A 25,656-nucleotide genomic window follows, 5' to 3' on the forward strand; every position below is an offset into this window, starting at 1 on the left:
AACGGCGATAAAGAAACGGTTGGCGTGTAAAACGGACCTTCAGGTTATGCCTCTGCATCATGGGGCTGTTTAAGGAATTCGCTTATTTGCGGATTCCTCATAGTATTTAAGGAGCAATTTCGGATGCTAGAGCTGTTGTTACAATGGTATCGCCGTCGTTTTACCGATCCGCAGGTTATCGCTTTACTGGTTATTCTGTTGGCTGGGTTCTGTATTCTTTACTTCTTCAGCGGTATTTTGGCCCCGTTATTGGCGGCTATTGTTCTGGCGTACCTATTGGAGTGGCCAACGGCTCGGTTACAGCGTATTGGCTGTTCGCGCCCGTGGGCGGCCAGTCTTGTGTTGGTGGTTTTCGGCGGTATTGCGTTGCTGGCGGTGTTTGTGGTTGCTCCCACCGTCTGGCAGCAGGGCAATAACCTGATGTCAGATATGCCGAAGATGCTGAATAAATTCAATGCGTTTGCTCAGACATTACCTGCGCGCTATCCCGCATTAGTGGACGCTGGCATTGTCGATATGATGGCAGAAAACCTGCGTAGCAAGCTCTCCGGTATGGGGGAGTCAGTGGTGAAAATCTCGCTGGCTTCATTAATCGGTTTGCTGACATTGGCCATCTATTTGATTCTGGTGCCGCTAATGCTGTTTTTCCTGCTTAAAGATAAAGAGCAGATGCTAAATGCGGTGCGCCGTATTTTACCGCGCAATCGTGGTCTGGCAGGTCAGGTTTGGTTGGAAATGAACCAACAGATCACCAACTATATTCGTGGGAAAGTGTTGGAAATGGTGGTGGTCGGCATCGCCACTTATCTGGTGTTCTTCGTGATGGGGATGAATTACGCCCTGTTGCTGGCGGTGTTAGTCGGTTTTTCCGTCCTGATTCCCTATATTGGTGCGGTGATTGTTACCATTCCAGTGGTGCTGGTGGCGCTGTTCCAATGGGGGATTGGCGCGGATTTCTGGACGCTGTTTGTCGCTTATTTGGTGGTGCAAGGGCTGGATGGCAACCTGCTGGTGCCGGTGCTGTTCTCTGAGGCGGTGAATCTGCACCCACTGGTGATTATCCTGTCAGTGATCATTTTTGGTGGGATGTGGGGCTTTTGGGGGGTGTTCTTTGCCATCCCGCTGGCAACCTTAGTTAAAGCCGTTATCCATGCCTGGCCGGAGGAGTTTATCCCGGATGCGGATTAACTATCCCCTGTGTCCTTGATGCCGCAGCGGTGTTAGCTACACTCACTACTCGCCCCATCCATGGGCCTCGCCTCGTTGAGGCCGCTGCAAGCAGCGTTCAAATCAGCTCCCGGCAGATTTGTCACCCGAATCACTGACCAGAGTCAGCTCATCGGGATGAGTTCGCTGGCTGCCTTGCTGCAACAGCAATGGCTTTGGGGATCATTCGATTTATTGCCAATAAAAAAGAGCGTTTGAGCGCTCTTTTTTGCCATTTATCGGTCAGGGCCGGTGTGTTATGACTCAAGCACTTTGGCGCAAATAGTCCATAACGATTTCGTGGTGGTTAGTGGTTTTGAAATTATCAAACACATGCTCCACCTTACCATCAGTGCCAATCAAGAAACTGATCCTATGGATACCGTCATAGGTTTTACCCATAAAGCTTTTCTCGCCCCAGACGCCAAATTGCTCCGCAACTTCATGATTTTCATCAGAAAGTAAAGTGAAATTCAGTAGCTCTTTTTCGGCGAAACGTGACAGCTTTTCAGGTTTGTCAGTGCTAATACCCAGCACTTCGACACCTGCTTTTTTCAATTCATCCATATTATCGCGCAGACCACAGGCCTGAACGGTACAGCCAGGCGTCATGGCTTTAGGATAGAAATAGACCAAGACACGTTGTCCCTGGAAGTCGGCCAAACTAATTTGCTCGCCATCTTGGTCGGGCAAACTAAACTTCGGCGCTATATCACCGGCTTTCAATGGGCTCATTACTAACTCTCCATTCGTGAGTCATGCTGTGGATAGTTCACAACGCTAATACTGCCTTGTGCGTTGAGTTCTGTACATAGCTGATAAAAAGCGTGTTCGATTATCGAACTGTTTTGGCTAGCAGGACTGTGCGCACTTATCTGAATATGTAACCGGGGAGGAATGTCACCTTCAGCGGGTTGAGTTTTGGAAACCAACTCTGCGATATTCATATTGTGGCAATGGAACAGATTGGTAAACCGTTCAATAATATGAGGGGAGTCATTCACTTCGACTTTCACCCAGACAGTGGCAGGCATGGCTTTCTGATTTTGTGCATTGGTGCGTTTCATCACAATCAGCAAATCAAGTTCGGCCCCTTTTTGCGGCAAGGTCGATTCCAGTAAGGTTATGGCGTTCCAACTGCCGGAAAGCAGCATAATAAAAGTGAACTCTTCACCAAACATGGCCAGCCGGCTATCTTCAATATTACAACCGCAGCTACTGACATGGCGGGTGATAGTATTCACGATTCCAGGGCGGTCAGCACCGAGTGCGGTAATGACCAGATAATGTTCATCAAGCTGCGGCAAAATCGCTCTTCCTGTCATGCTCTTTGGGGTTACCATGGTAAACATAAAAAAAACCTGCTGCCAAGCGCTTACAACACAGTTGTTTGCTTGCTTTTGGATAGAGGTCAAAAGTACCATGAGTAACTTGTTTATGGAGGGGGTGGGCAATGTTTACGGGAAGTCCGATGTTTACAGGAAGCATAGTTGCGCTGATCACGCCGATGGACGACAAAGGTAATGTCGATCGTGCGAGTCTTAAAAAACTTATCGATTATCATGTAGCCAGTGGAACTGCGGCGATTGTCTCCGTAGGCACGACGGGTGAATCTGCGACGTTGAACCATGACGAGCATGTTGATGTTGTCTTGCAGACGCTCGAACTGGCCGATGGCCGGATTCCTGTGATTGCCGGAACTGGTGCTAATGCCACCTCCGAAGCTATTTCGCTCACGCAGCGCTTTAATGATACCGGTGTGGTGGGTTGTCTGACGGTGACGCCATATTATAACCGCCCAATGCAGGAAGGGTTATATCAGCACTTCAAAGCGATTGCTGAAAGTACCGATTTACCACAAATTCTCTATAATGTGCCCTCGCGTACCGGTTGCGATATGTTACCGCCAACGATTGCCCGTTTAGCCAAGATTAAAAATATTGTTGCTGTTAAAGAAGCAACAGGGAACTTAAGTCGTGTAAGTCAGATCCAAGTGCTGGTTGATGATGAAGATTTCATCCTGCTCAGTGGTGACGATGCGAGCGGTTTAGACTTTATGCAGTTGGGTGGCCAAGGTGTTATTTCGGTGACAGCCAACATTGCTGCGCGCGAAATGGTTGAACTTTGCGCGCTGGCTGCACAGGGTAACTTTGCAGAGGCACGCCGTTTGAATCAGCGCTTGATGCCGTTGCATCAGCATTTATTTGTAGAAGCAAACCCAATTCCGGTGAAATGGGCCGCGAAGAAGCTGGGATTAATGGCGAATGACACTCTGCGTCTGCCAATGACCCCACTGACTGACCCAGCTAAACGGGTTGTGGAAGACGCGCTGAAAAGCGCAGGTTTGCTGTAACTCTTAGGGAAATTTGATGGCAATAACATTGCAAAAGTCGACGGTGGTAACGGTTGTGGGGGTTTCGCTGGCGATGTTGCTGGCAGGCTGTACCACTGACCAACGCTACAAACGCCAGGTTGGCGGTGACGAGTCTTATCTTGAAGCTCCGGGGTTGAAGCCACTGAATTCGCCGGCAGGGATGATTCTGCCAGTGCAAAATGGTGAGTATGATGTCCGCTCTGTCAACACACAAGGCGCTGTGGGCAAACAGTTGGACATCCGTCCTCCAGTTCAGCCACTGGCATTGTTAAGCGGTTCTCGCGCTGAAAATGCTAACGATACCAGCAAGCTATTGTTAGAAAATAGCCCGCAAAATCGTAACTTGTGGGCGCAAGTCACCCGCGTGCTACAGGATAAAAACTGGACAATCGCCAGCCGCCAGGATGCCAGCCAAACCCTGACAACTGACTGGGTTAAATGGAATCGTGCAGATGAAGACGTCCAGTTTGAAGGGCGTTATCAGATAAGTGTGCAAGAGCAAGGTTATCAGTTGGCTCTGGTGGTGAAATCCCTTGAGTTACAACAAGGTGGCAAGCCGGTTACCAGCTATACCGAAATTCAGCGCTACAATGGTGCCATGCTGAATGCCATTATCGAAGGTCTGGATAAGGTGCGTTCTGATAGCGAAAACAATCAGGCGGCACGTACAGCTGGTGCTCTTGATGTCCAGAGTGGCAGCGATGATACCGGCTTACCGCAACTGATTGTGCGTGCGCCGTATGCGGTACTGTGGGAACGTCTGCCAAATGCACTTGAAAAAGTGGGCATGAAAGTGACGGATCGCAGCCGTCCACTGGGTACGATTAACGTCACAGTAAAATCGATGAGCAGCAGTAGTTGGGATGCCTTGGGTGCCAAAGACCCAGAATTACCAACCGGTGATTATAAGCTGCAAGTCGGTGACCTTGATAACCGCAGTAGCTTACAGTTCATCGGGCCTAAAGGGCAAACGCTGACTCAGGCGCAGAATGATGCGCTGGTCGCGGTGTTCCAGGCAGCGCTTAGCCAGACTAGTGCTATAAGTACTCAATAAAACCAAAGGGGCTTCGGCCCCTTTGTTTATTTCTACCCAAAGGGCTTGGTGTTGCAGCTAATACCTCTGTGGCTTCAAGTACCAAGGGTATATCGAAGATTGTCACATTACTGGAGTAATTAAGATGCAAAAGCTAGCTGAGTTGTATCGTGGCAAGGCGAAAACCGTCTATACCACCGAAAACCCTGACCTATTGGTATTGGAGTTCCGTAACGATACATCAGCACTGGATGGTCAGCGCATTGAGCAGTTCGATCGTAAAGGCATGGTAAACAACAAATTTAACCATTTCATCATGGCTAAATTGGAAGAGGCCGGTATTCCTACCCAAATGGAACGCTTGCTATCAGACACCGAAGTGCTGGTGAAAAAACTGGAAATGATCCCGGTTGAGTGTGTTATCCGTAACCGTGCTGCGGGTTCTTTGGTCAAGCGTCTGGGTATCGAAGAAGGTCTGGAACTGAATCCACCGTTGTTTGATTTGTTTTTGAAAAACGATGCCATGCATGATCCGATGGTTAATGAGTCTTACTGCAAGACTTTTGGCTGGGCGACAGAAGCACAATTAGCACGGATGAAAGAACTGAGCTATTTGGCTAATGACGTGCTAAGCAAACTGTTTGATGACGCAGGTTTAATCCTGGTGGATTTCAAGTTGGAATTCGGTCTGTTCAACGGTGAAGTGGTGTTAGGTGATGAGTTCTCACCCGATGGCAGCCGTTTGTGGGATAAGAAAACCCTGAACAAAATGGATAAAGATCGTTACCGTCAAAGCTTGGGTGGTTTGATCGAAGCGTACGAAGAAGTTGCACACCGTATTGGCGTAAAATTAGACTAACTACGCAATCGATTACGTTTTCTCTGACGTAATCGATTTATACCTTAAATAATTCGAGTTGCAAGAAGGCGGCAATTGAGAAAATCCCGATGAGTTGACACTAGTCAATGATTCGGGTGAGCGAGAGCAGCCAACGCACATGCAGCTTGAAGTATGACGGGTATAAGGGGAGATAGCCTCTGTCTCCCCCTCATATCTTCTTATTTCCCCCGTGACATTAATCATTTTTGCTTTTGATGGTATTTGCTTTATGGATTTTCTACGATAATACGTAAGGAATATATCTGGGAGCAAAACTATGCGTTGGCAAGGTCGTCGCGAAAGTGACAATGTAGAAGACCGGCGGGGTGATTCATCTGGCGGCGGTGGCGGATTCCGGCCTCCTATTGGTGGCAAAGGGGGCTTGGTCATTTTGATTGTAGTGCTGGTCGCAGGTTACTACGGGGTTGATCTGACGCCGCTGTTAAACGGCAGTGATCCTATGTCTCAAACCCAGACTCAACCACGCCCACAAGGTTCTGTCAGCGCCAAAGATGACCAATACGCTAAATTTACCTCGGTGGTGCTGGCCGATACTGAAGACACTTGGAAACCTATTTTTCAAAAAATGGGCCGCAGCTACCAAGAACCTAAATTGGTGATGTATCGCGGTGCAACGCGTACCGGTTGCGGCACCGGTCAGTCGGTAATGGGGCCGTTTTATTGCCCGGCTGACAGTACGGTTTATATCGATTTATCTTTCTATGAAGATATGAAAAATAAACTCGGCGCAGATGGCGACTTTGCTCAAGCTTATGTGATTGCTCATGAAGTTGGGCATCATGTGCAACATTTGCTGGGTATCGATACTAAAGTGCGTCAACAGCAGCAGGGCGCTTCTGAGGCGGAAGCTAATCGCTTATCGGTCAAAATGGAATTGCAGGCGGACTGTTTTGCCGGTGTCTGGGGCAAAGCCATGGAAGAGCAAAATGTATTAGAGGTCGGCGACTTACAGGAAGCGCTGAATGCCGCACAGGCCATTGGCGATGACAGGTTACAACAACAGCGCCAAGGGCGCGTAGTACCAGATAGCTTTACTCATGGCACCTCTGCGCAACGTTATACCTGGTTTAAGCGAGGGTTCGACAGTGGGGACCCGAATAGCTGCAACACCTTTGCCACCCGCTAATAGCGCTAGAACCTCAAGTAAGCAAAGACTATCATAAGCATACTTTTAGCCGGTGCATTCGCCGCCGGCATTTTATTGCAAGGCAGAATAACCATTATGATAAGGCGCAATAACAATGGCCGCTCTTGATCCAACTTTATTAATCCTATTAGTACTGGCTGGACTCGGTATTATTAGCCACAACATGACTGTTACACTCGCAATTCTGACATTAATCGCGGTGCGTATCACCCCACTGAATCAGTTTTTCCCCTGGATAGAAAAATACGGTTTAACCATCGGTATATTGATTCTGACTATTGGCGTGATGACACCGATTGCCAGTGGAAAAATCAGTGCCAGCGAAGTGTTGCACTCCTTTGTCCAGTGGAAATCGATCCTGGCTATTGTGGTTGGGGTCGCAGTTTCCTGGCTCGGTGGGCGGGGCGTATCACTGATGACACACCAACCCTCGGTCGTTGCTGGTCTATTAGTCGGAACCGTGTTGGGTGTTGCCTTGTTCCGTGGCGTGCCGGTTGGGCCATTGATTGCTGCTGGTTTGCTCTCACTGGTTATTGGTAAATCCTAGCGTGATCAACGGGATTATCGCCAGTCAGGCATTGATGGCACAGCAGGGGCATCGGCGCTTGCTGGTGCTCAGTGGCGATGCTGATTGGGCGCGGCAACAGGCGATAAATCTGAGTGAACAACTGCCTGGCGATTGGCTGTGGATAGGGGATCATTTTCCCCCTGGTGCCAATGGCATTCTACCGACGGCGGCCAAAACCTTATTGGGGCAGGAGGGGTTACACGGTGTATTCGATGCCACCAATGGCCTGAATACCGAAGCGCTGGCGGTGTTAGCAGGGGTATTACGGGCAGGAAGTTGGCTACTGTTATTGGTGCCCGCGTGGGACGATTGGGCACTGTTACCAGACAGCGACAGCTTGCGCTGGAGTGAACAGAGTGCCCCTATCTCGACGCCGAATTTTATCCGCCATATGCAGCGCCAACTTCTGGCCTCTCCCGATGTGTTTTTGTGGCAGCAGGGTCAGTTGCCGCCTGTACCGCAGTTTGCTGCTCGCCCAAACTGGCAACCGCCAGACGGCACCCCCACTACAGAACAGCAGGTGATTCTTCAGCGCTTGATGCAGGCCAGGCAGGGTGTTTGGGTACTAACAGCAGCACGCGGTCGGGGGAAGTCGACACTTGCCGGTATGCTGGTGGCACAGTCAGCGGGCCATTGTTGGGTCACTGGGCCGGGCAAGGCAGCCACCCAAGTATTAAGCCAGCGAGCAGGGGATCGCGCGCGGTTTTGGGCGCCAGATGCACTGCTGGAGTATTGCCAGCAACATGATGTCAGTGGTGTTGACTGGTTATTGATTGATGAGGCCGCAGCTATCCCAACAGCGTTGTTATCGGCGCTTTTGGCTCACTTTCCTCGGGCTTTATTAACCACGACGGTACAGGGTTATGAGGGCACTGGACGTGGCTTCTTATTGAAGTTTTGCGCGACCTTAAGTGACTGGCATCATTTAACACTGACAGATCCTATTCGCTGGGCCAGCCATGATCCGCTGGAGCAGATTATCGACGATATTATGCTGTTCGATGATGATCGGATAAATGATAAATTGTCGCCGACAGAATCAGCCACGACATCCATCGATATTACTGTCTGTGAACAATCTGATTGGTTGAGCAACTCCGAGTTATTGCGGCACTTTTATGGTTTGCTTTCCAGCGCTCATTATCGCACCACACCACTTGATTTGCGTCGTTTGATGGATGCACCCGGTATGCATTTTTCAGCCGCAAAGGTTGCAGATTCAGTGGTCGGTGCTTTGTGGCTGGTGGATGAAGGTGGGTTGGAGAGCGCATTAGCTCATGCAGTTTGGGCCGGCCAACGACGACCCAAAGGCAGTTTGGTGGCGCAATCACTGGCGGCCCACAGCGGCCAATGGCAAGCACCAATTTTATTATCCAGACGAATTAGTCGAGTCGCGGTAGCACCATTATGGCGACAGCAAGGGATTGCCCGGCAGATGATTGCCGCCGAACAAGCTCGGGCGCAGCGCGAAGGGCTGGACTTTCTTTCGGTCAGTTTTGGCTATACGGCAGAATTAGCGTGTTTTTGGCATGCTTGCGGCTTTCATCTGGTGCGTATTGGAAGTCATAAAGAAGCCAGTAGTGGCTGTTACGCGGCAATGGCTGTGTTACCTCTGAGTCGCGCCGGGAAAATGCTCTGTGAGGCGGCACGCCAGCAATTAGTGCGGGATTGGTATTGGTTGCAGCAATGGATTGGTCTCGAAACGCCCGTATCGTTATTCCCACCTGAACAACCTGATATTACCTTAAATGATGATGACTGGCGTGAACTTGCCGGGTTTGCGTTTGCTTTGCGCCCATTAGAGGCGAGCTTGCCTGCGTTGCAGCGACTGTTGTTGCAACATAATGAATTGCAAATAAAAGCCCCTCTTCCCGCCTTACGGCAATATTTACAACAGGGGCGTACGACAGCGGAAATTGTTCATCATCTGGGCCTTTCAGGGCGCAAAGCATTGGTGAGCAAGTGGCGTCAAGAGGCTGCAGAAGCGATGGCGGAGCTAAAACCGGTGGGCAATTTTTTAGTTAACATCAATAATTTCCAATAACTCCCTCAATAAAACCCAATATCCTTTTTAAACCAGCAGCCTATAGTTAATCCTATTATTATTTGGATACTAAAGGTCTCACGATGAATCAGAAACATATTGTGGTGCAGCAACCGGCACAACCTGAGCAATTAATTTTGTTATTTCATGGTGTTGGCGACAGTGCTGCAGGGATGGCACCGGTCGGTAGCCATTTTGCTCAAGCTTTCCCACAGGCATTGGTGGTTAGTATTGATGGGCCATTTACCAGCAGCATGGGTAATGGGCGGCAGTGGTTTTCCGTTCAAGGGATCACCGAGCAGGGGCGGCAAGGGCGTATTGATGAAGTGATGCCCGAATTTATTGCTACGGTGCGTCACTGGCAGCAACAAAGCGGGCTTAGCGCAGCGCAGACGACATTAGTGGGATTCTCGCAGGGCACTATTATGTCATTGGAAGGCGTGAAAGCGCAGCCGCAGTTGGCCGGGCAGGTCGTTGGATTCAGTGGGCGTTTCGCCACCTTGCCACAGCAGCCTATTGCTGACGTCATCATTCATCTGATTCATGGGGAACAGGATGGCGTTATCTCGGTAGAACAGGCCAAAGCCGCAGCGAATAGCTTAACGGCGTTGGGATGCTCGGTGACATTGGATCTGGATGCCAATACCGGACATGGCATTAATCAACCCATGTTGGCGCGAGCTATTACTCATTTGCACCACGATCTTGCGGGAAATTAATCAGGGGGAGCGGTGCTCCCTCCCATTTACTTTTTCTTGTCTTTATCCGGCCAGTCGTCATCATCATCCCACTGCGCATTATTGTCGCGATGGGGCGGGATTTCCGGCTTATTGCTCAAAAATTTCTTATGATCAAGGCGGCGTAACTCTTTGATACCGTTTAAGATCATGCCGACAAGTATGATGAGAACTACCCACCAGTAATCTGCGAGCCAATGCATGGTTAAATTCCTTTACCTGTCATCTTTCAAATTGCTATGTGTTAACCGCAGCTTGAAATCTATTAGGTATCGTTATAAATCGTGAAAAAATCATGGGTAAATGACCGGTAAGCCACTCACTACCCGCCACATCCTGTGATTGCCAGGCTTCCAGCAAGATGGCTGGTGTCAGTAAATGCTCCGCGGTTGTCGCCAGAGGGCGGTAACTCAGGTGCCAAGGTTCAGCAGCAACGCCGCCGGTATCTGTGCTAAAAGGCCGGTAAAAGCCAAACTCAGCCATATGTGCATCAAGCCATTGAGTCAGCGGATAAAAATACCCACCCAGTTGGTATTCCCACGGCTCCAGTTGCAATTTTGCCTCCAAGGGTAACAGTGATGGATCGTAAATATCCAAATCACTGCCCCAATGGTGACGGCTGGCCCCAGGCAGGGCGGACCAACGCAAAATAGCTTCACAACGGCTGGCGGCATCAAGCTGAGAAATGTCTATCGGTTGACTATCTTTATCTAATACTGGTCGCTCACCGCGAAATTTGCCATTCCAGATAGCCAATTGGCGGTCAAAATCACGAAAAGTACTGGCAGGCTGCAAATCAAAACCAGCCACTTTAGCTGCCAGTTGCATGGCGAGAAAGGCATCAACAGCCTGTGGCTGCATGCGGTGATTGCCGGTTAACACCACTAAATGTTCCGTTGAGCGGCCGGTAATCATCTGTGGGGTCAATGTATTAGCTGTCATGCGATGAGTTGCTCCATGATTTTCTGATACATCCGGCTTAGCAGTTGTAAATCCGCAGCGTGAACACATTCATTCACTTTATGGATTGTGGCATTAACTGGTCCCAGTTCAACCACTTGTGCACCCATCAAGGCAATAAACCGGCCATCAGAGGTGCCACCAGTGGTCAACAGCTGCGGCGTTATCTCGGCGTAATGCTCAACGGCATTGACCACAGCATCAACCAACGCGCCACGCGCAGTCAGGAATGGCTGACCAGATAGAACCCATTCCAGGGTGTAATCGAGTTGATGACGCTCCAGCAATGCCTCAACCCGCTGCTTAATCATGCTATCAGTCAGTTCAGTGCTGAAGCGGAAATTGAACTGCACATAGAACTCACCGGGAATCACGTTATTACTGCCAGTACCGGCATGCAAGTTAGCGATTTGCATGCTGGTGGCGGGGAAGAACTCATTGCCTTCGTCCCATTGTGTCGCCACCAGTTCATTCAGCGCGGGTATCGCACGGTGAACGGGGTTATCAGCCAGATGAGGATAAGCTACATGCCCTTGGATTCCGTGGATGCGCAAGTTGGCGGTGATAGAGCCTCGGCGACCATTTTTCACCACATCACCGACGCGGTCGGTACTAGATGGCTCACCCACCAGGCAGTAATCCAGCCGCTCATGACGCGCCATCAGGGCGTTAACCACTTTGACGGTGCCATTAATAGCTTTGGCTTCTTCATCGGAGGTAATCATAAATGCCAGGCGACCTTTATGATTAGGATGTGCGGCCACAAAGCGCTCAGCCGCAACTACCATCGCCGCCAGTGAACCTTTCATGTCGGCAGCACCACGGCCATACAGCATACCATCGCGAATAGTTGGCTCAAACGGTGGGCTGCTCCAGTGGCTTTCATCACCGGTAGGAACCACATCGGTATGACCAGCAAACGCCAGTGTCTCGCCTTCGCCACGCCAGGCCCAGAAGTTGAGAGTGTCGCCAAAATTCATCGGTTCGACAGTAAAACCGATAGCTTCTAAGCGCTGAATCATGATCTCCTGGCAACCCGCATCATTAGGGCTGAGCGACGGGCGTTTAATTAATTGTTGGGCCAGGTCGATTACCGGACAGATCATGTTATTGCACCTCAATAGCGTTTTGGTTATGGATCACTTTTTGACTATGTTGCTGAATAAATTGTTGCTGAATAAATTGTTGATAAATTTCAATTTTGAAACCCAGAAGCAGCTCACCATTGGCCGCTTCCAGCAGCGGGCGCTTGATGATAGCAGGTTGTTCCAGCATCAGCAGTTTGGCCGATTGTGCATCAGTAATGGCATCGCGCTGAGCTGGTGGCAATTTACGCCAGGTTGTCCCGCGAGTGTTCAGCAACGGCTCCCAACCCAGTTTATCGATAAAACCTTGCAGGCGTTCGTCACTCAATCCATCCACGCGATAATCGTGAAACTGATAGGCAATGTTTTGTTCTTCCAGCCAGCGGCGGGCCTTTTTTATGGTGTCACAATTTTTAATGCCATAAAGGCACAATAATGGGGTTGCTGGGTTATCTGACATGGAAAAATAATACCTCGGCTAGAATGGCGCGATTATGCAGGATAAATACCAGGCCAGTCACTGATGTGGCTGCCTGGCTTGTCCATAATGCGGGAAAATGGGGTTTGAATCCAGACGGCTATGGGGGGTTTAGCGCGTAAATACGCACGTCAGTCGAGGGATTTAGCCAATTCGGTCAAGGTCAGCGGCATATTGGCGAATAGCTTTTTGGTAGAGGCTGATATCTTGATGATTTGAGGTTTCAGCCAGCAATATCAATAATGCTGCGACCGCTTCTTTGGTTTCACCCAAATTGTACAGTGTCATGGCACGAAACAACGTTATCTCTTTTGCTTGTGGAAAACGAACTAGCGCCGCGTCAAAGGTATTTAATGATTCCTGATATAGCCCCAGCGCCCGGTAAGTACTACCTAGCCCAAGATAGGCTTCCTGTAGCTCTTTTCCCGCCAAATTATGCTCGATAGCCGCACGATAGAAGGGGATCGCTTGCAACTCTAGCCCTTGCACATCATAAAGAGAGGCAATCTTATACAGCAGGATGGCGTTGTCTGGGTCGCTGCGCAGTAAATTTTGCGCCATTGCTACTGCATCATCGTAACGGCCCAACTCTTTCAGCGAATCAATAGAGTGTTTCATGGTTTACTCTGCATTTTGCCAATAATGGGTTGTGTCAAAAACGGCATTTACCCCTATATATCTGAGCACGCTACTCCGGAATCGACCAACAGGCAAGTAAAGTGCTCACCGCCGGAGAAACACAGTCAAAAGACCAAATTCAATATCTCTGAAGCAGATCTCATTTCCACACTAATTTAAATGGATTCCAATTTTGACTGTTCAAAAAACAGGCGTATAATTGACCGCGATAATTAGAGAGGAAGTTATGGTTGATTTTGAGTTAGGTACGTGGAAAGAGTTTATCGATGCTATGCTGCGTAAGGCATAAGCGAATAAACCGGCAGTAAGAGTTGTTATCTTTTGTTGTTTTATTAATACATATCCAGGGGCGGGTTATCGTCCGCAGAAGGCAGAAACGTCATCGTTCCTGCCTTTTTTATTGGCTATCTATCGCTTTTGCTCTCAGCCAATTATCACTAGCTGTTTTGATATTGATAGCCCATCCAAGGCACCACAATGTTGCCGCTATTAATAAGAAAGAAACGCTCAAAGCCAGGAACCAACACATTGACGACTGTACAGCCAGAAGTACTTTGATAGAGAATATTGACCAGCAATTGATACCCTCGCATGTTTAACTCCCGCTCTACCTGCAATAATTGCTCAATTACTGGCGCAATGGGGCCATCTTCTGGGATATCGACACTATGCAAGGTTCTATCGGTTAATAATCCGGGCAAATAGGCTTTACAGCTGCGCTGTAGTTTTGGCCACTGTGCTAATCGCCGTAAAGAATGTTTTTGTGTCTCAATGAGGTAAGGGAATCGGGCGACAATAGAGTGAAACTGGATCAGTTCGGTTATTGCCCGGGATATGGCGTAATAAGATGATAGGGAGGTTCCTGCACCAAATAAATGTACCGCCTGGCAGATTTTATGGCCGAAAGCGATGAATGTCCGACAACTTGAAGATTGGCTGATTTCGAGTACTGTAATGTGATCTGCTATTTCGGCCTGAGCATTTAACCATAAGGTGTGAAGTTCTTCTTGTAGCGAATCAGGATTAACCAGGCGTAATGCTTTTTTGTTATCTTGATAAAAGTAATTAATCAAAAATTGAGATAAATCTTCACGCTCAATACTTTCATTTGCAGCATGCAGCGCAGCTTCCTGAAAAGAAGAACCAATGGCGGTACCACTGTTACTGGAATAGCGGCGTAATACCTGATAATCGAAATTATCTCCTTCAAGGGGACAATCCGCGTAATCCGGTGTTGAAAAAGCGGCTGGATAATAAATCGAAATATCGCCAGTGATATTACTATAATGGCGACAAGCAATTTTTGTATTAGGTTGAGTTTGTAGCACATCTCTAACGAAATCAGTACCGCCCAATGTATGTTGCAGTTTATTGGTTTTGCATAATGTCATTTCGCCGAATTTTTGGTGATTTGTTGAAATATAATGTTCAAATGCTTCATAAAAAGCACCAGTTAGTGCCGCGCCATCAATACCTTTGCCCACACCTTGGCTGAGTAAATTATTATTTTGATCATAGATATTACATGTGGTTGTAATGATATGTAGACCAATATTTTCTATGTGAGGAGTGATGGCGTTATCCTGAAATTCAGCCAGAATTCGTTTTTTTGCTTCAGCTAATGTAATTTCACGCTCATAGGGTAATTCCATTAATTTATCTCCTGTTAACAATTAATTAAGGAGGCCTAAGCCCCCTTAATTATGATGCTATTAACTTTCCAGTTCAGCCAACTCCTTTTCTGTTAAACAAGTAAGGTGTTCATTATTTTCAATAGACTCATCTTCATCAACTTTGTTTGGCAATAAGCCGAGAATACCCATAGCTATATCTCCTGACTCTTTTGAGGTTAATGTTATGCTGTATTTTTATTCCCGAAGTATGACGGGAGAAATAAATATGGATGATGATTTTAAGATGGTCAAGATATAACTATAAATATATGGCGCTGTTTTTTTATTTAACTTTTAATTACTTATTAAAATATAATTAATATATTTGCTTATTATCCTTTGATTTACTTTAAATAAAAAGGTGAGGTTAATGACAAAGTGCCCGTATCGGTGAAAACAGGCAGATCGTAAAGACGCCGTAAACCCTTCCCTGGGGGCTCGAGCCGCGCCGTCCCTGGCGCGGACGCTTTACTCTTCTACCTGTCCTCACCTTGCAAGATCGAGTTGTTGGGGTTTGTCAGCAGTCTGAGGTGACATTAATCGTTAGTATCACCTTTTTTACGTACCGCCTGTATTTTTTCTGTTTTACTGAGTATCACTATTTTTTGCACGTGCTGGCCTGCCGGGGAAGCGGCGTCGTACCAAAACAAAGAACAGTGGCACGAAGAAAATAGCCAGCACGGTAGCTGAAATCATCCCACCCATCACACCGGTACCCACTGCATGTTGGCTACCAGAGCCAGCCCCTTGACTGATTGCCATCGGCAAGACACCAAAAATAAATGCCAATGAAGTCATCAGAATGGGCCGTAGCCGCAGGCGAGAGGCTTCAAGTGTGGCCTCAACCAAATCTTTGCCTTTATTATTCAGTTCACTGGCAAACTCAACTATCAAAATAGCATTTTTGGCTGATAGCCCAATGATGGTGAGTAATCCGACCTGGAAATAGACGTCATTTTCCAAGCCCCGCATCCAGGTTGCGGCAACCGCCCCAATCACCCCGAGTGGCACAACCAGCATCACTGAGAAGGGTATTGACCAACTTTCATATAATGCTGCCAGACATAAAAATACGACTAACAGTGAAATGGCGTATAGGGCAGGGGCTTGTGAGCCAGAGAGCCGTTCCTGATAGGACATTCCTGTCCATTCCAAGCCAAATCCATTAGGCAGTTGTTTGACCAATCCCTCCATGACATCCATAGCAGTACCGGTACTGACGCCTGGAGCCGCTTCACCGACGATTTCCAAAGCAGAATAGCCGTTATAGCGCTCCAGTCGTGGCGAGCCATACTCCCAGCGAGTGGTTGAAAAGGCAGAGAAAGGTACCATGCCGCCGTTTTTATTACGCACATACCATTTGTTAACGTCTTCCGGCAACATACGCGCAGTGGCTTCAGATTGAACATACACTTTCTTCACCCGCCCACGATCAACAAAGTCGTTAACGTAAGTCGAGCCCCACGCCGTTTTTAGTGTGTTGTTAATATCATCCAGGGACACCCCCAGCGCTTGTGCTTTGCGCTGATCAATATCTATCTGTAATTGCGGGCTATCATCCAGCCCGTTATGACGCACGCGTGTTAGCGCGGGATCCTGAGATGCCATCTGTAATAATTGGTCGCGCGCCGCCATCAGTTTGTCGTGGCCTAAACCGCCGTGATCTTGTAATTCCATATCAAAACCTGACGAACCACCCAAACCTGAAATGGCCGGTGGGCTACTGACAGAGACTTTTGCTTCGGCGATTTTGTTAAACACTTTGGTGGCGCGTTCAATGATGGCAAATGACGAATCATTACTGTCTTTTCGCTGTTCCCAGTCAGACAGTCTGATGAACAGGCGCGCGACATTTTGACCATTACCACCGGGGCCAGAGCCCACGGTGGAGAAGACCGACAGCACATTATTTTTCTCTGCCGTCAGGAAGTAATTCTCGACTTTCTCAACCACTCTGAGTGTCTGCTGCTGAGTCGAGCCGACAGGAAGTTGTACCTGAGCCATAAAGACACCACGGTCTTCCAGTGGCAGGAATGAGGTTGGTAACTTGATAAACAGCAGCGCCAGCCCACCCAAAAGCAATAAATACAGCAGCATATAACGCACGCTGTGATGTAAAACCTGCGCTACGCCCCGCTCATAGCGGTGAGCATTGCGGTCAAACATGCGGTTAAACCAGCCGAAGAAGCCGCGTTTGGCATGATGATGCCCCGGTTTGATCGGCTTGAGCATGGTGGCGCAAAGTGCCGGGGTCAAAATCAATGCCACCAGCACTGAAAGCACCATCGCGGATACGATAGTAATGGAGAACTGGCGGTAAATAGCCCCGGTGGTGCCACCGAAGAATGCCATCGGAATAAATACCGCCGACAGCACCAGAGCGATCCCCACCAGCGCGCCCTGAATTTGGCTCATGGATTTGCGCGTGGCTTCTCGTGGTTCAAGCCCTTCCTCACTCATCACGCGCTCCACATTTTCCACCACGACAATGGCATCATCGACGAGTAAACCGATGGCTAACACGATGGCGAACATGGTTAAGGTATTAATGCTGAATCCGAATGCCGACAGTATCGCGAAGGTGCCCAATAGCACTACTGGAACGGCAATCGTCGGAATCAGTGTGGCGCGGAAGTTTTGTAAGAACAGATACATCACCAGGAAAACCAGCAAAATGGCTTCCAGCAGTGTTTTGACCACGTCTTTAATGGAGGCTTTCACAAAGGGGGTGGTTTCATAGGCAATTTTTGCTTCGAGGCCGTGCGGGAAGAATGGGGTCAGTTCTGCGATACGGGCTTTGACTAATTCATCTGTTTGCAGTTCATTAGCGCCTGATGCCAGCTTGATGCTCATTCCCGAGGCGGGCTGACCATTAAAACGGCTCAGGTAATCATATTTTTCGGCACCCATCTCAATTTTTGCTACATCACCTAGTGTCACCAGTGAGCCATCTTGATTGACTCGCAGCGTGATTTCTCTGAATTGTTCTGGGGTTTGTAACTGGGATTGGGCATTAATCGTGGCATTGAGTGCTTGATTATCGACAGAAGGTGTTCCGCCCAATTGCCCCACGGCTATCTGGCTGTTTTGTGACTGAATTGCAGTCACAATATCTTGGGTAGTAAGTTGATAATTATTGAGTTTATTAGGATCAAGCCAAATACGCATCGCATATTGAGAGCCGAATGCATCAATGCTGCCCACCCCTTCAATACGGCTGAGTGGGTCTTGCAGGTTACTGGCGACATAGTCGGCAATATCTTGTTTATCCATGCTGCCATCAGTGGAAACAAACGCCACCATCATCAGGGTATTATCCCCTGATTTAGACACTGAAACACCTTGCTGCTGTACATCTTGCGGCAACTTTTTGATAGCGGATTGCAACTGGTTTTGTACCTGCTGCATAGCTTCATTAGGATTGGTTCCAGCCTGAAAAGTCAGGGTTATTGATGCACTGCCGGAGTTACTGCTTTGTGATGACATATACAGCAGATTATCCAGACCGGTCATACTTTGTTCTATGACCTGCGTGACAGTATTTTCCAGTGTTTGTGCCGAGGCTCCGGGGTAGGATGCACTAATGCGCACATTGGGCGGTGCCAGATTAGGGTATTGCTCAACCGGCAGTGTTGATATTGCCAATGCGCCAGTCAGACACAAAATTATCGCCAATACCCAAGCAAATATTGGGCGGTCGATGAAAAAATTAGCCATGCAGTGCCAGCCTCTCGGGTTAAATACAGCAGAATCCACGTTGCACTTTACGCGGGAATGCTTAAGAAAACGTGAAGAAAATAAGGAGAAGCTGTAAATAACATCGTAAAAATCGAGTTAATTCACCTTGATGGTAAAAAGAGTGATATATCCTAAATAATTCGAGTTGTAGGAAGGCAGCCCACGCATATGCAGCTTGAAGTATGACGGGTATAAACAGGTGTTTTTTCTGGTATCAGGTAGACTATTAAATAGCTATCCAACCTTGGAGGATGTTATGGAACTTAATCCGGTATTTGCCCGTCGTCTCTACCTTTGTTGGTTGATAAGCCGAGGGGAGTCGCTGAATGTACCGCGCTTGATGGAATTGACTGGCTGGCCACGGCGAACATTACAGGATGTGCTGAAAGCGCTGCCCGGTTTGGGCATCACCATGACATTTGTACAGGATGGTGTGCGCAATAATGCGGGATATTATCAGTTAGACAGTTGGGGGCCGCTGAATAAAAAATGGATAGACGATAACCATAATTTTATCTTAGCAGCCATTGAGTAATCTAATAACTTGGCTGCTATTATACCCGTCATACTTCAAGCTGCATGTGCGTTGGCTACGTTCAATAACCCGAATCACTTACGGGTCTTGACCTTAAGAAAGAGTAAACTCATCGGGATTATCTCCCTTGCCGCCTTCCTGCAACTCGAATTATTTAGGGTATAGATAATATGGTGGTTATTAATATTGTTTATTTTCTAAATACATGATGGTTGCCGCAACGCGTGAGCGGACATTCAGTTTCCGTAATAAATTGCGGATATGCACTTTCACGGTTTCTTCTGAAATGTGTAACTCAAACGCGACTTGTTTATTGGACATTCCCCGCGCGACTTCTTGCAGAACATCTAATTCTCGCTCGGTTAATTCAGAGAATGGATTAACCTGCTCATCTCGCGAGGATAAATATTGTGTGACTGCATCACTGAATACATTCTCACCCTTTGAAGCCAGACGGATATTTTCCAGTAATATTTCAGGTTCACTGTCTTTAAGCAGATAACCATCTGCGCCTGCATCAATCATGGCGTAGACATCACTGCGCGCATCTGAGACGGTTAAAACAATAATTCGCGCATCAATACCTTCATTACGCAAAGCTTTCAATGTATCCAGCCCAGACATGCCTTTCATATTTAGGTCAAGCAGAATGACATCTGGCTGGCACTTGGCCGCTTCAATAATGGCATCACTGCCGCAATTGGCTTCAGCAACCACATCAAAGTTGCTATCCAGCTCAAGTAACTGCTTGATCCCACGGCGCATGAGGGGATGATCGTCAACGATCATTATAGTGTGACTTTTGGTCATGATAAGTAATGTCCCTGTAACCGATAGCATTAAATGTCTGGCTGTTGAACGTGGATTATTTGGCGGCATTAATTTGGCCAACCATGTTATCCATCATAGTTAGTTGAACCACGCGTTAAGTGTACCTCAAAACTTCGGCCAAATTCATTTAACCGCGCCAGTTTATCTAAAGAATAATCACCAAAATATCATTTCTTTTTGATAGCCATTCTCATTAAACAAATCGTTATATAAAAAAAGTAATAACGCAAATAGATTTAATCGTGAGAAACCACGCAAATAACCACTAAATTAATTGATCTTGCTCAATATCTACCAACGATTAACTCTAAAGAGTAATTATTTTATTACTCATTATTCTGTATTTAATACCTAGACACTGGGGAATTCTCTAATAATACAAATAACAATCATTATCATTGCTTTGGTGTGACTCACCGAGCTTTAAATGAACACTCTCCTAAAGTACACGCGGGCGCGCCAGTAGATGTTAAGGATATCAGTATGACTGATTTATCGCGGCGTAAATTGCTGACGGGTTCTTGGCAAGCAGGTAAACAGCAGCCCTCGGCTATTCGGCCACCTTGGTCGGTTAGCGAAAGTGATTTTATTGCTGGTTGTACCCGTTGCCAAAACTGTGTTGCCGCTTGTGAAACTGGCGTATTGGTTGCTGGCAGTGGTGGATTTCCTGAAATAGATTTTCAGCGTGCCGAGTGCAGCTTCTGTCAAGCCTGTGTGCAGGCCTGTGAAGTGGGCGTTTTTACTTCAACGGAGCAACCCGCCTGGTCGCTGAAAATCAATATCTCTGACCGCTGTTTACCTTTTCACAATATTGAATGCCGCAGTTGTCAGGATAGTTGTGAAACGCGGGCGATAAAATTCCGTCCGCGCCTAAACGGCATTGCTCAGCCCGAATTAGACCTTCCTGCTTGTACCGGCTGTGGTGCCTGTGTACCCAGTTGCCCCGTCCAGGCAGTAACCCTTACCCGGAGTGAAGATGGACGATAAAGAATGGCATGTCTGTGGATTGGTGATACAAGCCAAGCCTGCGCGAATAGCGCCACTCATCGACAGCCTGCTGGCGATTCCGGGCACAGAAATACCCACCAGTGATACCGCTCTGGGTAAATTGGTGGTGGTTATGCAGGCAGCGCGCTCAGACGTGCTCCTGAATTATATTGAGTCAGCACGCAATCTGGATGGTGTGCTGGCTGTATCGCTGGTTTATCACCAGCAGGATCAGCAAGGTGAGGAAATGCCATGAAACTCAGTCGCCGGGATTTTATGAAGGCCAATGCCGCAGTTGCTGCGGCAGCCGCAGCCGGATTGACCATACCCACCGTCGCCAAGGCGGTTGTGGGTGAGACAACAAACGCAATCAAATGGGATAAAGCGCCTTGCCGATTCTGTGGTACTGGCTGCGGTGTTTTGGTTGGCACGCAAAATGGCCGTATCGTGGCATCTCAAGGTGACCCGGATTCACCGGTCAATCGTGGGTTGAACTGCGTTAAAGGCTATTTCCTGCCTAAAATCATGTACGGCAAAGACCGCCTGACCCAGCCACTGCTGCGGATGAAAGACGGCCAGTATGATAAAGAAGGTGATTTTACTCCGATCAGTTGGGAGAAAGCCTTTGATATCATGGAGCTGAAATTCAAAAATGCACTGAAAGAAAAAGGCCCGACCGCCGTAGGCATGTTTGGCTCCGGCCAGTGGACAGTGTGGGAGGGTTACGCGGCGTCTAAACTGCTGAAAGCCGGTTTCCGCTCCAACAACCTTGATCCCAATGCGCGTCATTGCATGGCTTCTTCCGTGGTGGGCTTTATGCGTACCTTCGGTATGGATGAGCCAATGGGTTGTTATGACGATATTGAAGAAGCAGATGCCTTTGTGCTCTGGGGCTCCAATATGGCGGAAATGCACCCTATCTTGTGGTCACGCATGACCAGCCGTCGTCTGACGAATGAGCATGTCAGAATTGCGGTGCTGTCTACTTTTGAACATCGCAGCTTTGAACTGGCCGATAACCCGATCGTCTTTACCCCACAGACCGATCTGGTGATTATGAATTACATCGCCAATTACATTATTCAAAATAATGCCGTTGATCAGGGCTTCCTGGATCGCCATGTGAACTTCCGCCGTGGTGCAACGGATATTGGCTATGGTTTACGGCCAACACATCCACTGGAAAAAGCGGCCAAAAACCCCGGTAGTGATGCATCAGAACCGATGAGTTTTGATGATTTTAAAGCCTTTGTTGCTGAATATACGCTGGAAAAAACCGCCAAAATGAGCGGTGTGCCGGAAGATCAATTAGAGTCACTGGCGCAGTTGTATGCTGATCCGAAAGTGAAACTAGTGTCTTACTGGACGATGGGCTTTAACCAGCATACTCGTGGTGTTTGGGCCAATAACATGTGCTACAACCTGCACTTGTTAACCGGCAAGATCTCTAAACCAGGTTCTGGGCCTTTCTCTCTGACCGGCCAGCCTTCCGCTTGTGGTACAGCCCGTGAAGTGGGGACATTCTCCCACCGCCTGCCTGCCGATATGGTGGTCACTAACGAAAAACATCGCCAAATTGCCGAAACCAAATGGCAACTGCCAGCGGGTACGATTCCGGAGAAAGTGGGGTTACATGCCGTAGCGCAAGATCGTGCGCTGAAAGATGGCACGCTTAATGCCTACTGGGTGATGTGTAACAACAACATGCAGGCCGGGCCAAATATCAATGAAGAGCGCATGCCGGGTTGGCGTGATCCGCGTAACTTTATTGTAGTTTCAGACCCTTATCCCACTATCAGTGCCCTAGCCGCTGACCTTATCTTACCGACCGCGATGTGGGTCGAGAAAGAGGGCGCTTACGGCAATGCTGAGCGCCGTACCCAGTTCTGGCGTCAACAAGTGCCTGCACCGGGTGAAGCGAAATCTGACTTATGGCAGATCGTTGAGTTTGCCAAGCGCTTCAAAGTTGAAGAAGTATGGCCTGATGAGCTGATTAATAAGAAACCGGAATATCGCGGTAAGACGCTGTATGACGTGCTGTTTGCCAATAATGTGGTGAATAAATACCCACTGAGTGAAATTCCTGCTGACCAATTGAATGATGAAGCGCGTGATTTCGGTTTCTACATCCAAAAAGGGCTGTTTGAAGAGTATGCCGATTTTGGCCGTGGTCATGGTCACGACTTAGCGCCGTTCGATCGCTACCATCAGGAACGCGGCCTACGCTGGCCGGTGGTGAATGGTAAAGAAACGTTGTGGCGTTACCGTGAAGGCTTTGATCCCTTCGTACCAAAAGGTGAGGACGTGCGTTTCTATGGCAAACCGGATGGTAAGGCCGTGATATTTGCATTGCCTTATGAACCGGCGGCGGAAAGTCCGGATCAGGAATATGACTTGTGGCTCTCCACTGGCCGTGTTCTGGAGCATTGGCATACCGGTTCCATGACCCGCCGAGTGCCTGAATTACATCGTGCTTTCCCTGAAGCGGTACTTTTCATTCACCCATTGGATGCTAAAGCTCGTGGTTTACGGCGCGGTGACAAAGTGAAAGTGATTTCACGCCGTGGCGAAGTGATTTCGCTGGTGGAAACCCGTGGACGTAACCGTCCACCACAAGGGCTGGTGTACATGCCGTTCTTTGATGCTGCGCAGTTGGTGAATAACCTGACATTGGATGCTACCGATCCGTTATCCAAAGAAACTGACTTCAAGAAATGTGCAGTCAAATTGGCTCGAGTTGTCGCGTAGTTCAAAGATAGCGCGTAGTTCAGAAGATAGCGCGCAGTTCAGGAAGAGCGGTGTTCTCAGGAGAAAATAATGAATAACACGATGTTTCACGCATTCAATCGCCGGGTAATATCTGTGGTATCGCTACTGGCGGTATTGCTGATAGCTGGTGTCGTCAATGCTGCCAGCAATGTCGAGATGGATTTAAGCCAATCACCGGAAGTCTCTGGTACGGCAGAAGGTAAGGTGAAAATGCCCAAACAGCAACAGCGGATGGCGCTGAACTATGTTAACCAACCCCCACTGATCCCACATAGTGTTGATGGCTATCAAATCAGCAAAAACACCAACCGTTGCCTGCAATGTCATGGCGTTGAACATTATCGTACTACGGGTGCGCCGCGTGTTAGCCCAACCCACTTTATTGATCGCGATGGCAAGGTATCGAGTGAAGTATCCCCACGTCGCTACTTCTGCTTGCAATGCCATGTGCCACAAACTGATGCAGCACCGATTGTCGGTAATAGCTTCCAGCCAGCACCTGGCTTTGGTCAATAAGCGAGATGGCTATTGTGAGAATAAAAAATGAATGAAACTAAAAAGCCCGGCATGATCAAACGAATATGGCAGTGGTGGCGTCGGCCGAGCCGGCTGGCGCTCGGCACGTTACTGCTGATTGGCTTTGTCAGTGGCATCATTTTCTGGGGCGGTTTTAATACCGGTATGGAAATGGCGAATACTGAAAAATTCTGTATTAGCTGCCATGAAATGAAAGACAACGTTTATCAGGAATACATGGGAACCATCCACTACAGCAACCGCAGTGGTGTGAAGGCGACCTGCCCAGATTGCCATGTGCCCCATGAGTGGGGGCCGAAAATGCTGCGTAAAATCAAAGCCAGTAAAGAGCTATATGCCAAGGCCTTTGGTTTGATTGATACACCGCAGAAGTTTGAGGCTCATCGCCTGACGATGGCGGAAAACGAGTGGGCGCGGATGAAAGCCAATGGTTCGCAAGAGTGTCGCAACTGCCATAATTTTGACAATATGGACTTCACGGCGCAGAAAACGGTGGCGGCGAAAATGCACAGTAAAGCGATTGAAGAAGGTAAAACCTGCATCGATTGCCACAAAGGCATCGCCCATAAGTTGCCGGATATGAAGGATGTACCCACTGGTTTCTGATAGCAACGTTTCTAATATCTCACCTTAAATGCTCCGTTATCGGGGCATTTTTATTGCGCTGGTTCCTATTGCAAATGAACAAGGACTAGCGTTAGCTAAGTAAATAAAATTCTAGGGTGTTTTGGGGATTAAAGAAGGTCTTATGTCAGTCAAAATTGAAAATATTCGCAGTGAATTGTTATCTAAAAACTGGTTCAAGCTCCACAAGTACACCTTTGATTTAATAGATGATAATGGAACGTCAGTACAACAGATTCGCGAAGTGTATGACCGAGGAAATGGCGCGACTATTCTGTTGTATAACCGCCCCAATGGCACTGTCTTGCTGATTAACCAATTCCGTATGCCAACCTATGTCAACGGCAATCCCGACGGCATGTTGCTGGAAACTTGTGCCGGTTTGCTGGATAACGACTCGCCGGAAGAGTGTATTCGTCGTGAAGCCATGGAAGAAACCGGCTATCAGGTTGATAACGTACAAAAGCTGTTTGAAGCTTATATGTCGCCGGGTGGCGTGACTGAAATTGTCCATTTCTTTGCTGCGGAATATCATGTGGCTCAAAAAGTGACTGATGATGTCGGCGTTGAAGATGAAGTTATCGAGGTGGTTGAGTTGCCCTTCACTGAAGCTATTGCCATGATCGCGGATGGCCGAATTAAAGATGGTAAGACCATCATGCTTTTACAATATGCGCAAATCCACAATTTATTAGGTTAGTATTCCTTCTTCTCCGAGTGATGCTCTGCATTTGTTGCCGCGATTTCGCGGCACTTAATTCCCCGATTGTTGATTATTCCCCCCTGATTG

The 25,656-nt window shown here is 48.1% G+C and carries 25 protein-coding genes; 15 read left to right on the plus strand and 10 right to left on the minus strand.

Annotation, left to right across the window (positions count from 1 at the left end; genetic code table 11):
• Window positions 1-123 precede the first annotated feature (123 nt).
• On the plus strand, window positions 124-1,188 hold the full coding sequence (locus QSV56_RS11865; protein WP_019081775.1) for an AI-2E family transporter: 1,065 nt from the start codon (window positions 124-126) through the stop codon (window positions 1,186-1,188).
• A 282-nt stretch (window positions 1,189-1,470) separates the two neighbouring features.
• Here QSV56_RS11865 and bcp read toward each other — a convergent pair whose 3' ends face one another.
• Together bcp and QSV56_RS11875 are read right to left on the minus strand one after the other, a co-directional pair.
• Complete coding sequence (gene bcp, locus QSV56_RS11870) at window positions 1,471-1,941, minus strand: thioredoxin-dependent thiol peroxidase (protein ID WP_005172369.1); 471 nt, start codon at window positions 1,939-1,941, stop codon at window positions 1,471-1,473.
• Between the two features lie 2 nt (window positions 1,942-1,943).
• Window positions 1,944-2,513, minus strand: coding sequence for a glycine cleavage system transcriptional repressor (locus QSV56_RS11875; RefSeq protein ID WP_005162088.1), 570 nt, complete (start codon window positions 2,511-2,513; stop codon window positions 1,944-1,946).
• 164 nt (window positions 2,514-2,677) lie between these two features.
• Here QSV56_RS11875 and dapA point away from each other — a divergent pair, with 164 nt between their 5' ends.
• The 7 genes from dapA to ypfH all read left to right on the plus strand — a co-directional run bounded on the left by dapA (window position 2,678) and on the right by ypfH (window position 9,992).
• The gene (gene dapA / locus QSV56_RS11880) at window positions 2,678-3,559 is read left to right on the plus strand and encodes a 4-hydroxy-tetrahydrodipicolinate synthase (RefSeq protein WP_005172368.1); all 882 of its coding nucleotides are present in this window, start codon (window positions 2,678-2,680) and stop codon (window positions 3,557-3,559) included.
• Between the two features lie 16 nt (window positions 3,560-3,575).
• Entirely contained in the window at window positions 3,576-4,634 is a 1,059-nt protein-coding gene (gene bamC, locus QSV56_RS11885) for an outer membrane protein assembly factor BamC (protein ID WP_019083681.1), read from the plus strand.
• Between the two features lie 124 nt (window positions 4,635-4,758).
• Window positions 4,759-5,472: a phosphoribosylaminoimidazolesuccinocarboxamide synthase gene (gene purC / locus QSV56_RS11890; RefSeq protein WP_019083680.1), complete on the plus strand. Its 714-nt coding sequence runs from the start codon at window positions 4,759-4,761 to the stop codon at window positions 5,470-5,472.
• A 298-nt stretch (window positions 5,473-5,770) separates the two neighbouring features.
• Window positions 5,771-6,640 carry a neutral zinc metallopeptidase gene (locus QSV56_RS11895; protein ID WP_019081771.1) on the plus strand — a complete coding sequence of 290 codons (870 nt, stop codon included), beginning with the start codon at window positions 5,771-5,773 and terminating at the stop codon, window positions 6,638-6,640.
• A 115-nt stretch (window positions 6,641-6,755) separates the two neighbouring features.
• Window positions 6,756-7,208 carry a DUF441 domain-containing protein gene (locus QSV56_RS11900; RefSeq protein ID WP_005172363.1) on the plus strand — a complete coding sequence of 151 codons (453 nt, stop codon included), beginning with the start codon at window positions 6,756-6,758 and terminating at the stop codon, window positions 7,206-7,208.
• A 1-nt stretch (window position 7,209) separates the two neighbouring features.
• The gene (locus tag QSV56_RS11905) at window positions 7,210-9,273 is read left to right on the plus strand and encodes a tRNA(Met) cytidine acetyltransferase TmcA (RefSeq protein WP_050157507.1); all 2,064 of its coding nucleotides are present in this window, start codon (window positions 7,210-7,212) and stop codon (window positions 9,271-9,273) included.
• 83 nt (window positions 9,274-9,356) lie between these two features.
• Window positions 9,357-9,992, plus strand: a complete 636-nt coding sequence (gene ypfH, locus QSV56_RS11910; protein ID WP_046694707.1) for an esterase — start codon at window positions 9,357-9,359, stop codon at window positions 9,990-9,992.
• A gap of 26 nt (window positions 9,993-10,018) precedes the next feature.
• Here the strand turns inward: ypfH and QSV56_RS11915 are convergent, their stop codons facing one another.
• The 7 genes from QSV56_RS11915 to acrD all read right to left on the minus strand — a co-directional run bounded on the left by QSV56_RS11915 (window position 10,019) and on the right by acrD (window position 18,562).
• Window positions 10,019-10,213, minus strand: coding sequence for a YpfN family protein (locus QSV56_RS11915; protein WP_005172354.1), 195 nt, complete (start codon window positions 10,211-10,213; stop codon window positions 10,019-10,021).
• Window positions 10,214-10,247: 34 nt separating this feature from the next.
• Entirely contained in the window at window positions 10,248-10,952 is a 705-nt protein-coding gene (locus QSV56_RS11920) for a M15 family metallopeptidase (protein WP_046050458.1), read from the minus strand.
• The gene (gene dapE, locus QSV56_RS11925; RefSeq protein WP_019083676.1) at window positions 10,949-12,076 is read right to left on the minus strand and encodes a succinyl-diaminopimelate desuccinylase; all 1,128 of its coding nucleotides are present in this window, start codon (window positions 12,074-12,076) and stop codon (window positions 10,949-10,951) included. The genes QSV56_RS11920 and dapE overlap by 4 nt, the downstream gene beginning before the upstream one ends.
• Before the next feature lies 1 nt (window position 12,077).
• Window positions 12,078-12,515, minus strand: a complete 438-nt coding sequence (locus tag QSV56_RS11930) for an ArsC family reductase (protein ID WP_301212478.1) — start codon at window positions 12,513-12,515, stop codon at window positions 12,078-12,080.
• A 162-nt stretch (window positions 12,516-12,677) separates the two neighbouring features.
• Window positions 12,678-13,151, minus strand: coding sequence for a tetratricopeptide repeat protein (locus tag QSV56_RS11935; protein ID WP_019081767.1), 474 nt, complete (start codon window positions 13,149-13,151; stop codon window positions 12,678-12,680).
• Window positions 13,152-13,609: 458 nt separating this feature from the next.
• Window positions 13,610-14,824 (minus strand): YcaO-like family protein, encoded by a 1,215-nt coding sequence (locus QSV56_RS11940; RefSeq protein WP_050157503.1) that lies wholly within the window; start codon window positions 14,822-14,824, stop codon window positions 13,610-13,612.
• Between the two features lie 606 nt (window positions 14,825-15,430).
• Window positions 15,431-18,562 (minus strand): multidrug efflux RND transporter permease AcrD, encoded by a 3,132-nt coding sequence (gene acrD, locus QSV56_RS11945; RefSeq protein WP_019081764.1) that lies wholly within the window; start codon window positions 18,560-18,562, stop codon window positions 15,431-15,433.
• Between the two features lie 277 nt (window positions 18,563-18,839).
• Here acrD and QSV56_RS11950 point away from each other — a divergent pair, with 277 nt between their 5' ends.
• Complete coding sequence (locus QSV56_RS11950) at window positions 18,840-19,118, plus strand: helix-turn-helix domain-containing protein (protein ID WP_019081763.1); 279 nt, start codon at window positions 18,840-18,842, stop codon at window positions 19,116-19,118.
• Between the two features lie 180 nt (window positions 19,119-19,298).
• Here the strand turns inward: QSV56_RS11950 and QSV56_RS11955 are convergent, their stop codons facing one another.
• Window positions 19,299-19,928 (minus strand): response regulator, encoded by a 630-nt coding sequence (locus QSV56_RS11955; RefSeq protein ID WP_005165685.1) that lies wholly within the window; start codon window positions 19,926-19,928, stop codon window positions 19,299-19,301.
• A 504-nt stretch (window positions 19,929-20,432) separates the two neighbouring features.
• On the opposite strand from QSV56_RS11955, the gene napF reads away from it, so the two are divergent.
• The 6 genes from napF to nudK all read left to right on the plus strand — a co-directional run bounded on the left by napF (window position 20,433) and on the right by nudK (window position 25,566).
• The gene (napF, locus tag QSV56_RS11960) at window positions 20,433-20,936 is read left to right on the plus strand and encodes a ferredoxin-type protein NapF (protein ID WP_046694737.1); all 504 of its coding nucleotides are present in this window, start codon (window positions 20,433-20,435) and stop codon (window positions 20,934-20,936) included.
• Window positions 20,926-21,192 (plus strand): chaperone NapD, encoded by a 267-nt coding sequence (gene napD, locus QSV56_RS11965; RefSeq protein WP_019081761.1) that lies wholly within the window; start codon window positions 20,926-20,928, stop codon window positions 21,190-21,192. The genes napF and napD overlap by 11 nt, the downstream gene beginning before the upstream one ends.
• Window positions 21,189-23,684 (plus strand): nitrate reductase catalytic subunit NapA, encoded by a 2,496-nt coding sequence (gene napA, locus QSV56_RS11970; protein WP_019083673.1) that lies wholly within the window; start codon window positions 21,189-21,191, stop codon window positions 23,682-23,684. The genes napD and napA overlap by 4 nt, the downstream gene beginning before the upstream one ends.
• Window positions 23,685-23,753: 69 nt before the next feature.
• A complete protein-coding gene (gene napB / locus QSV56_RS11975) occupies window positions 23,754-24,221 on the plus strand; it encodes a nitrate reductase cytochrome c-type subunit (protein ID WP_019081760.1) in 468 nt (155 codons plus the stop codon).
• A 27-nt stretch (window positions 24,222-24,248) separates the two neighbouring features.
• Window positions 24,249-24,848 carry a cytochrome c-type protein NapC gene (gene napC / locus QSV56_RS11980; protein ID WP_005172326.1) on the plus strand — a complete coding sequence of 200 codons (600 nt, stop codon included), beginning with the start codon at window positions 24,249-24,251 and terminating at the stop codon, window positions 24,846-24,848.
• 142 nt (window positions 24,849-24,990) lie between these two features.
• The gene (gene nudK, locus QSV56_RS11985; protein WP_019081757.1) at window positions 24,991-25,566 is read left to right on the plus strand and encodes a GDP-mannose pyrophosphatase NudK; all 576 of its coding nucleotides are present in this window, start codon (window positions 24,991-24,993) and stop codon (window positions 25,564-25,566) included.
• Window positions 25,567-25,656 lie beyond the last annotated feature (90 nt).

The organism is Yersinia sp. 22-579, from assembly GCF_030433455.1.
Taxonomy (GTDB): domain Bacteria; phylum Pseudomonadota; class Gammaproteobacteria; order Enterobacterales; family Enterobacteriaceae; genus Yersinia; species Yersinia enterocolitica.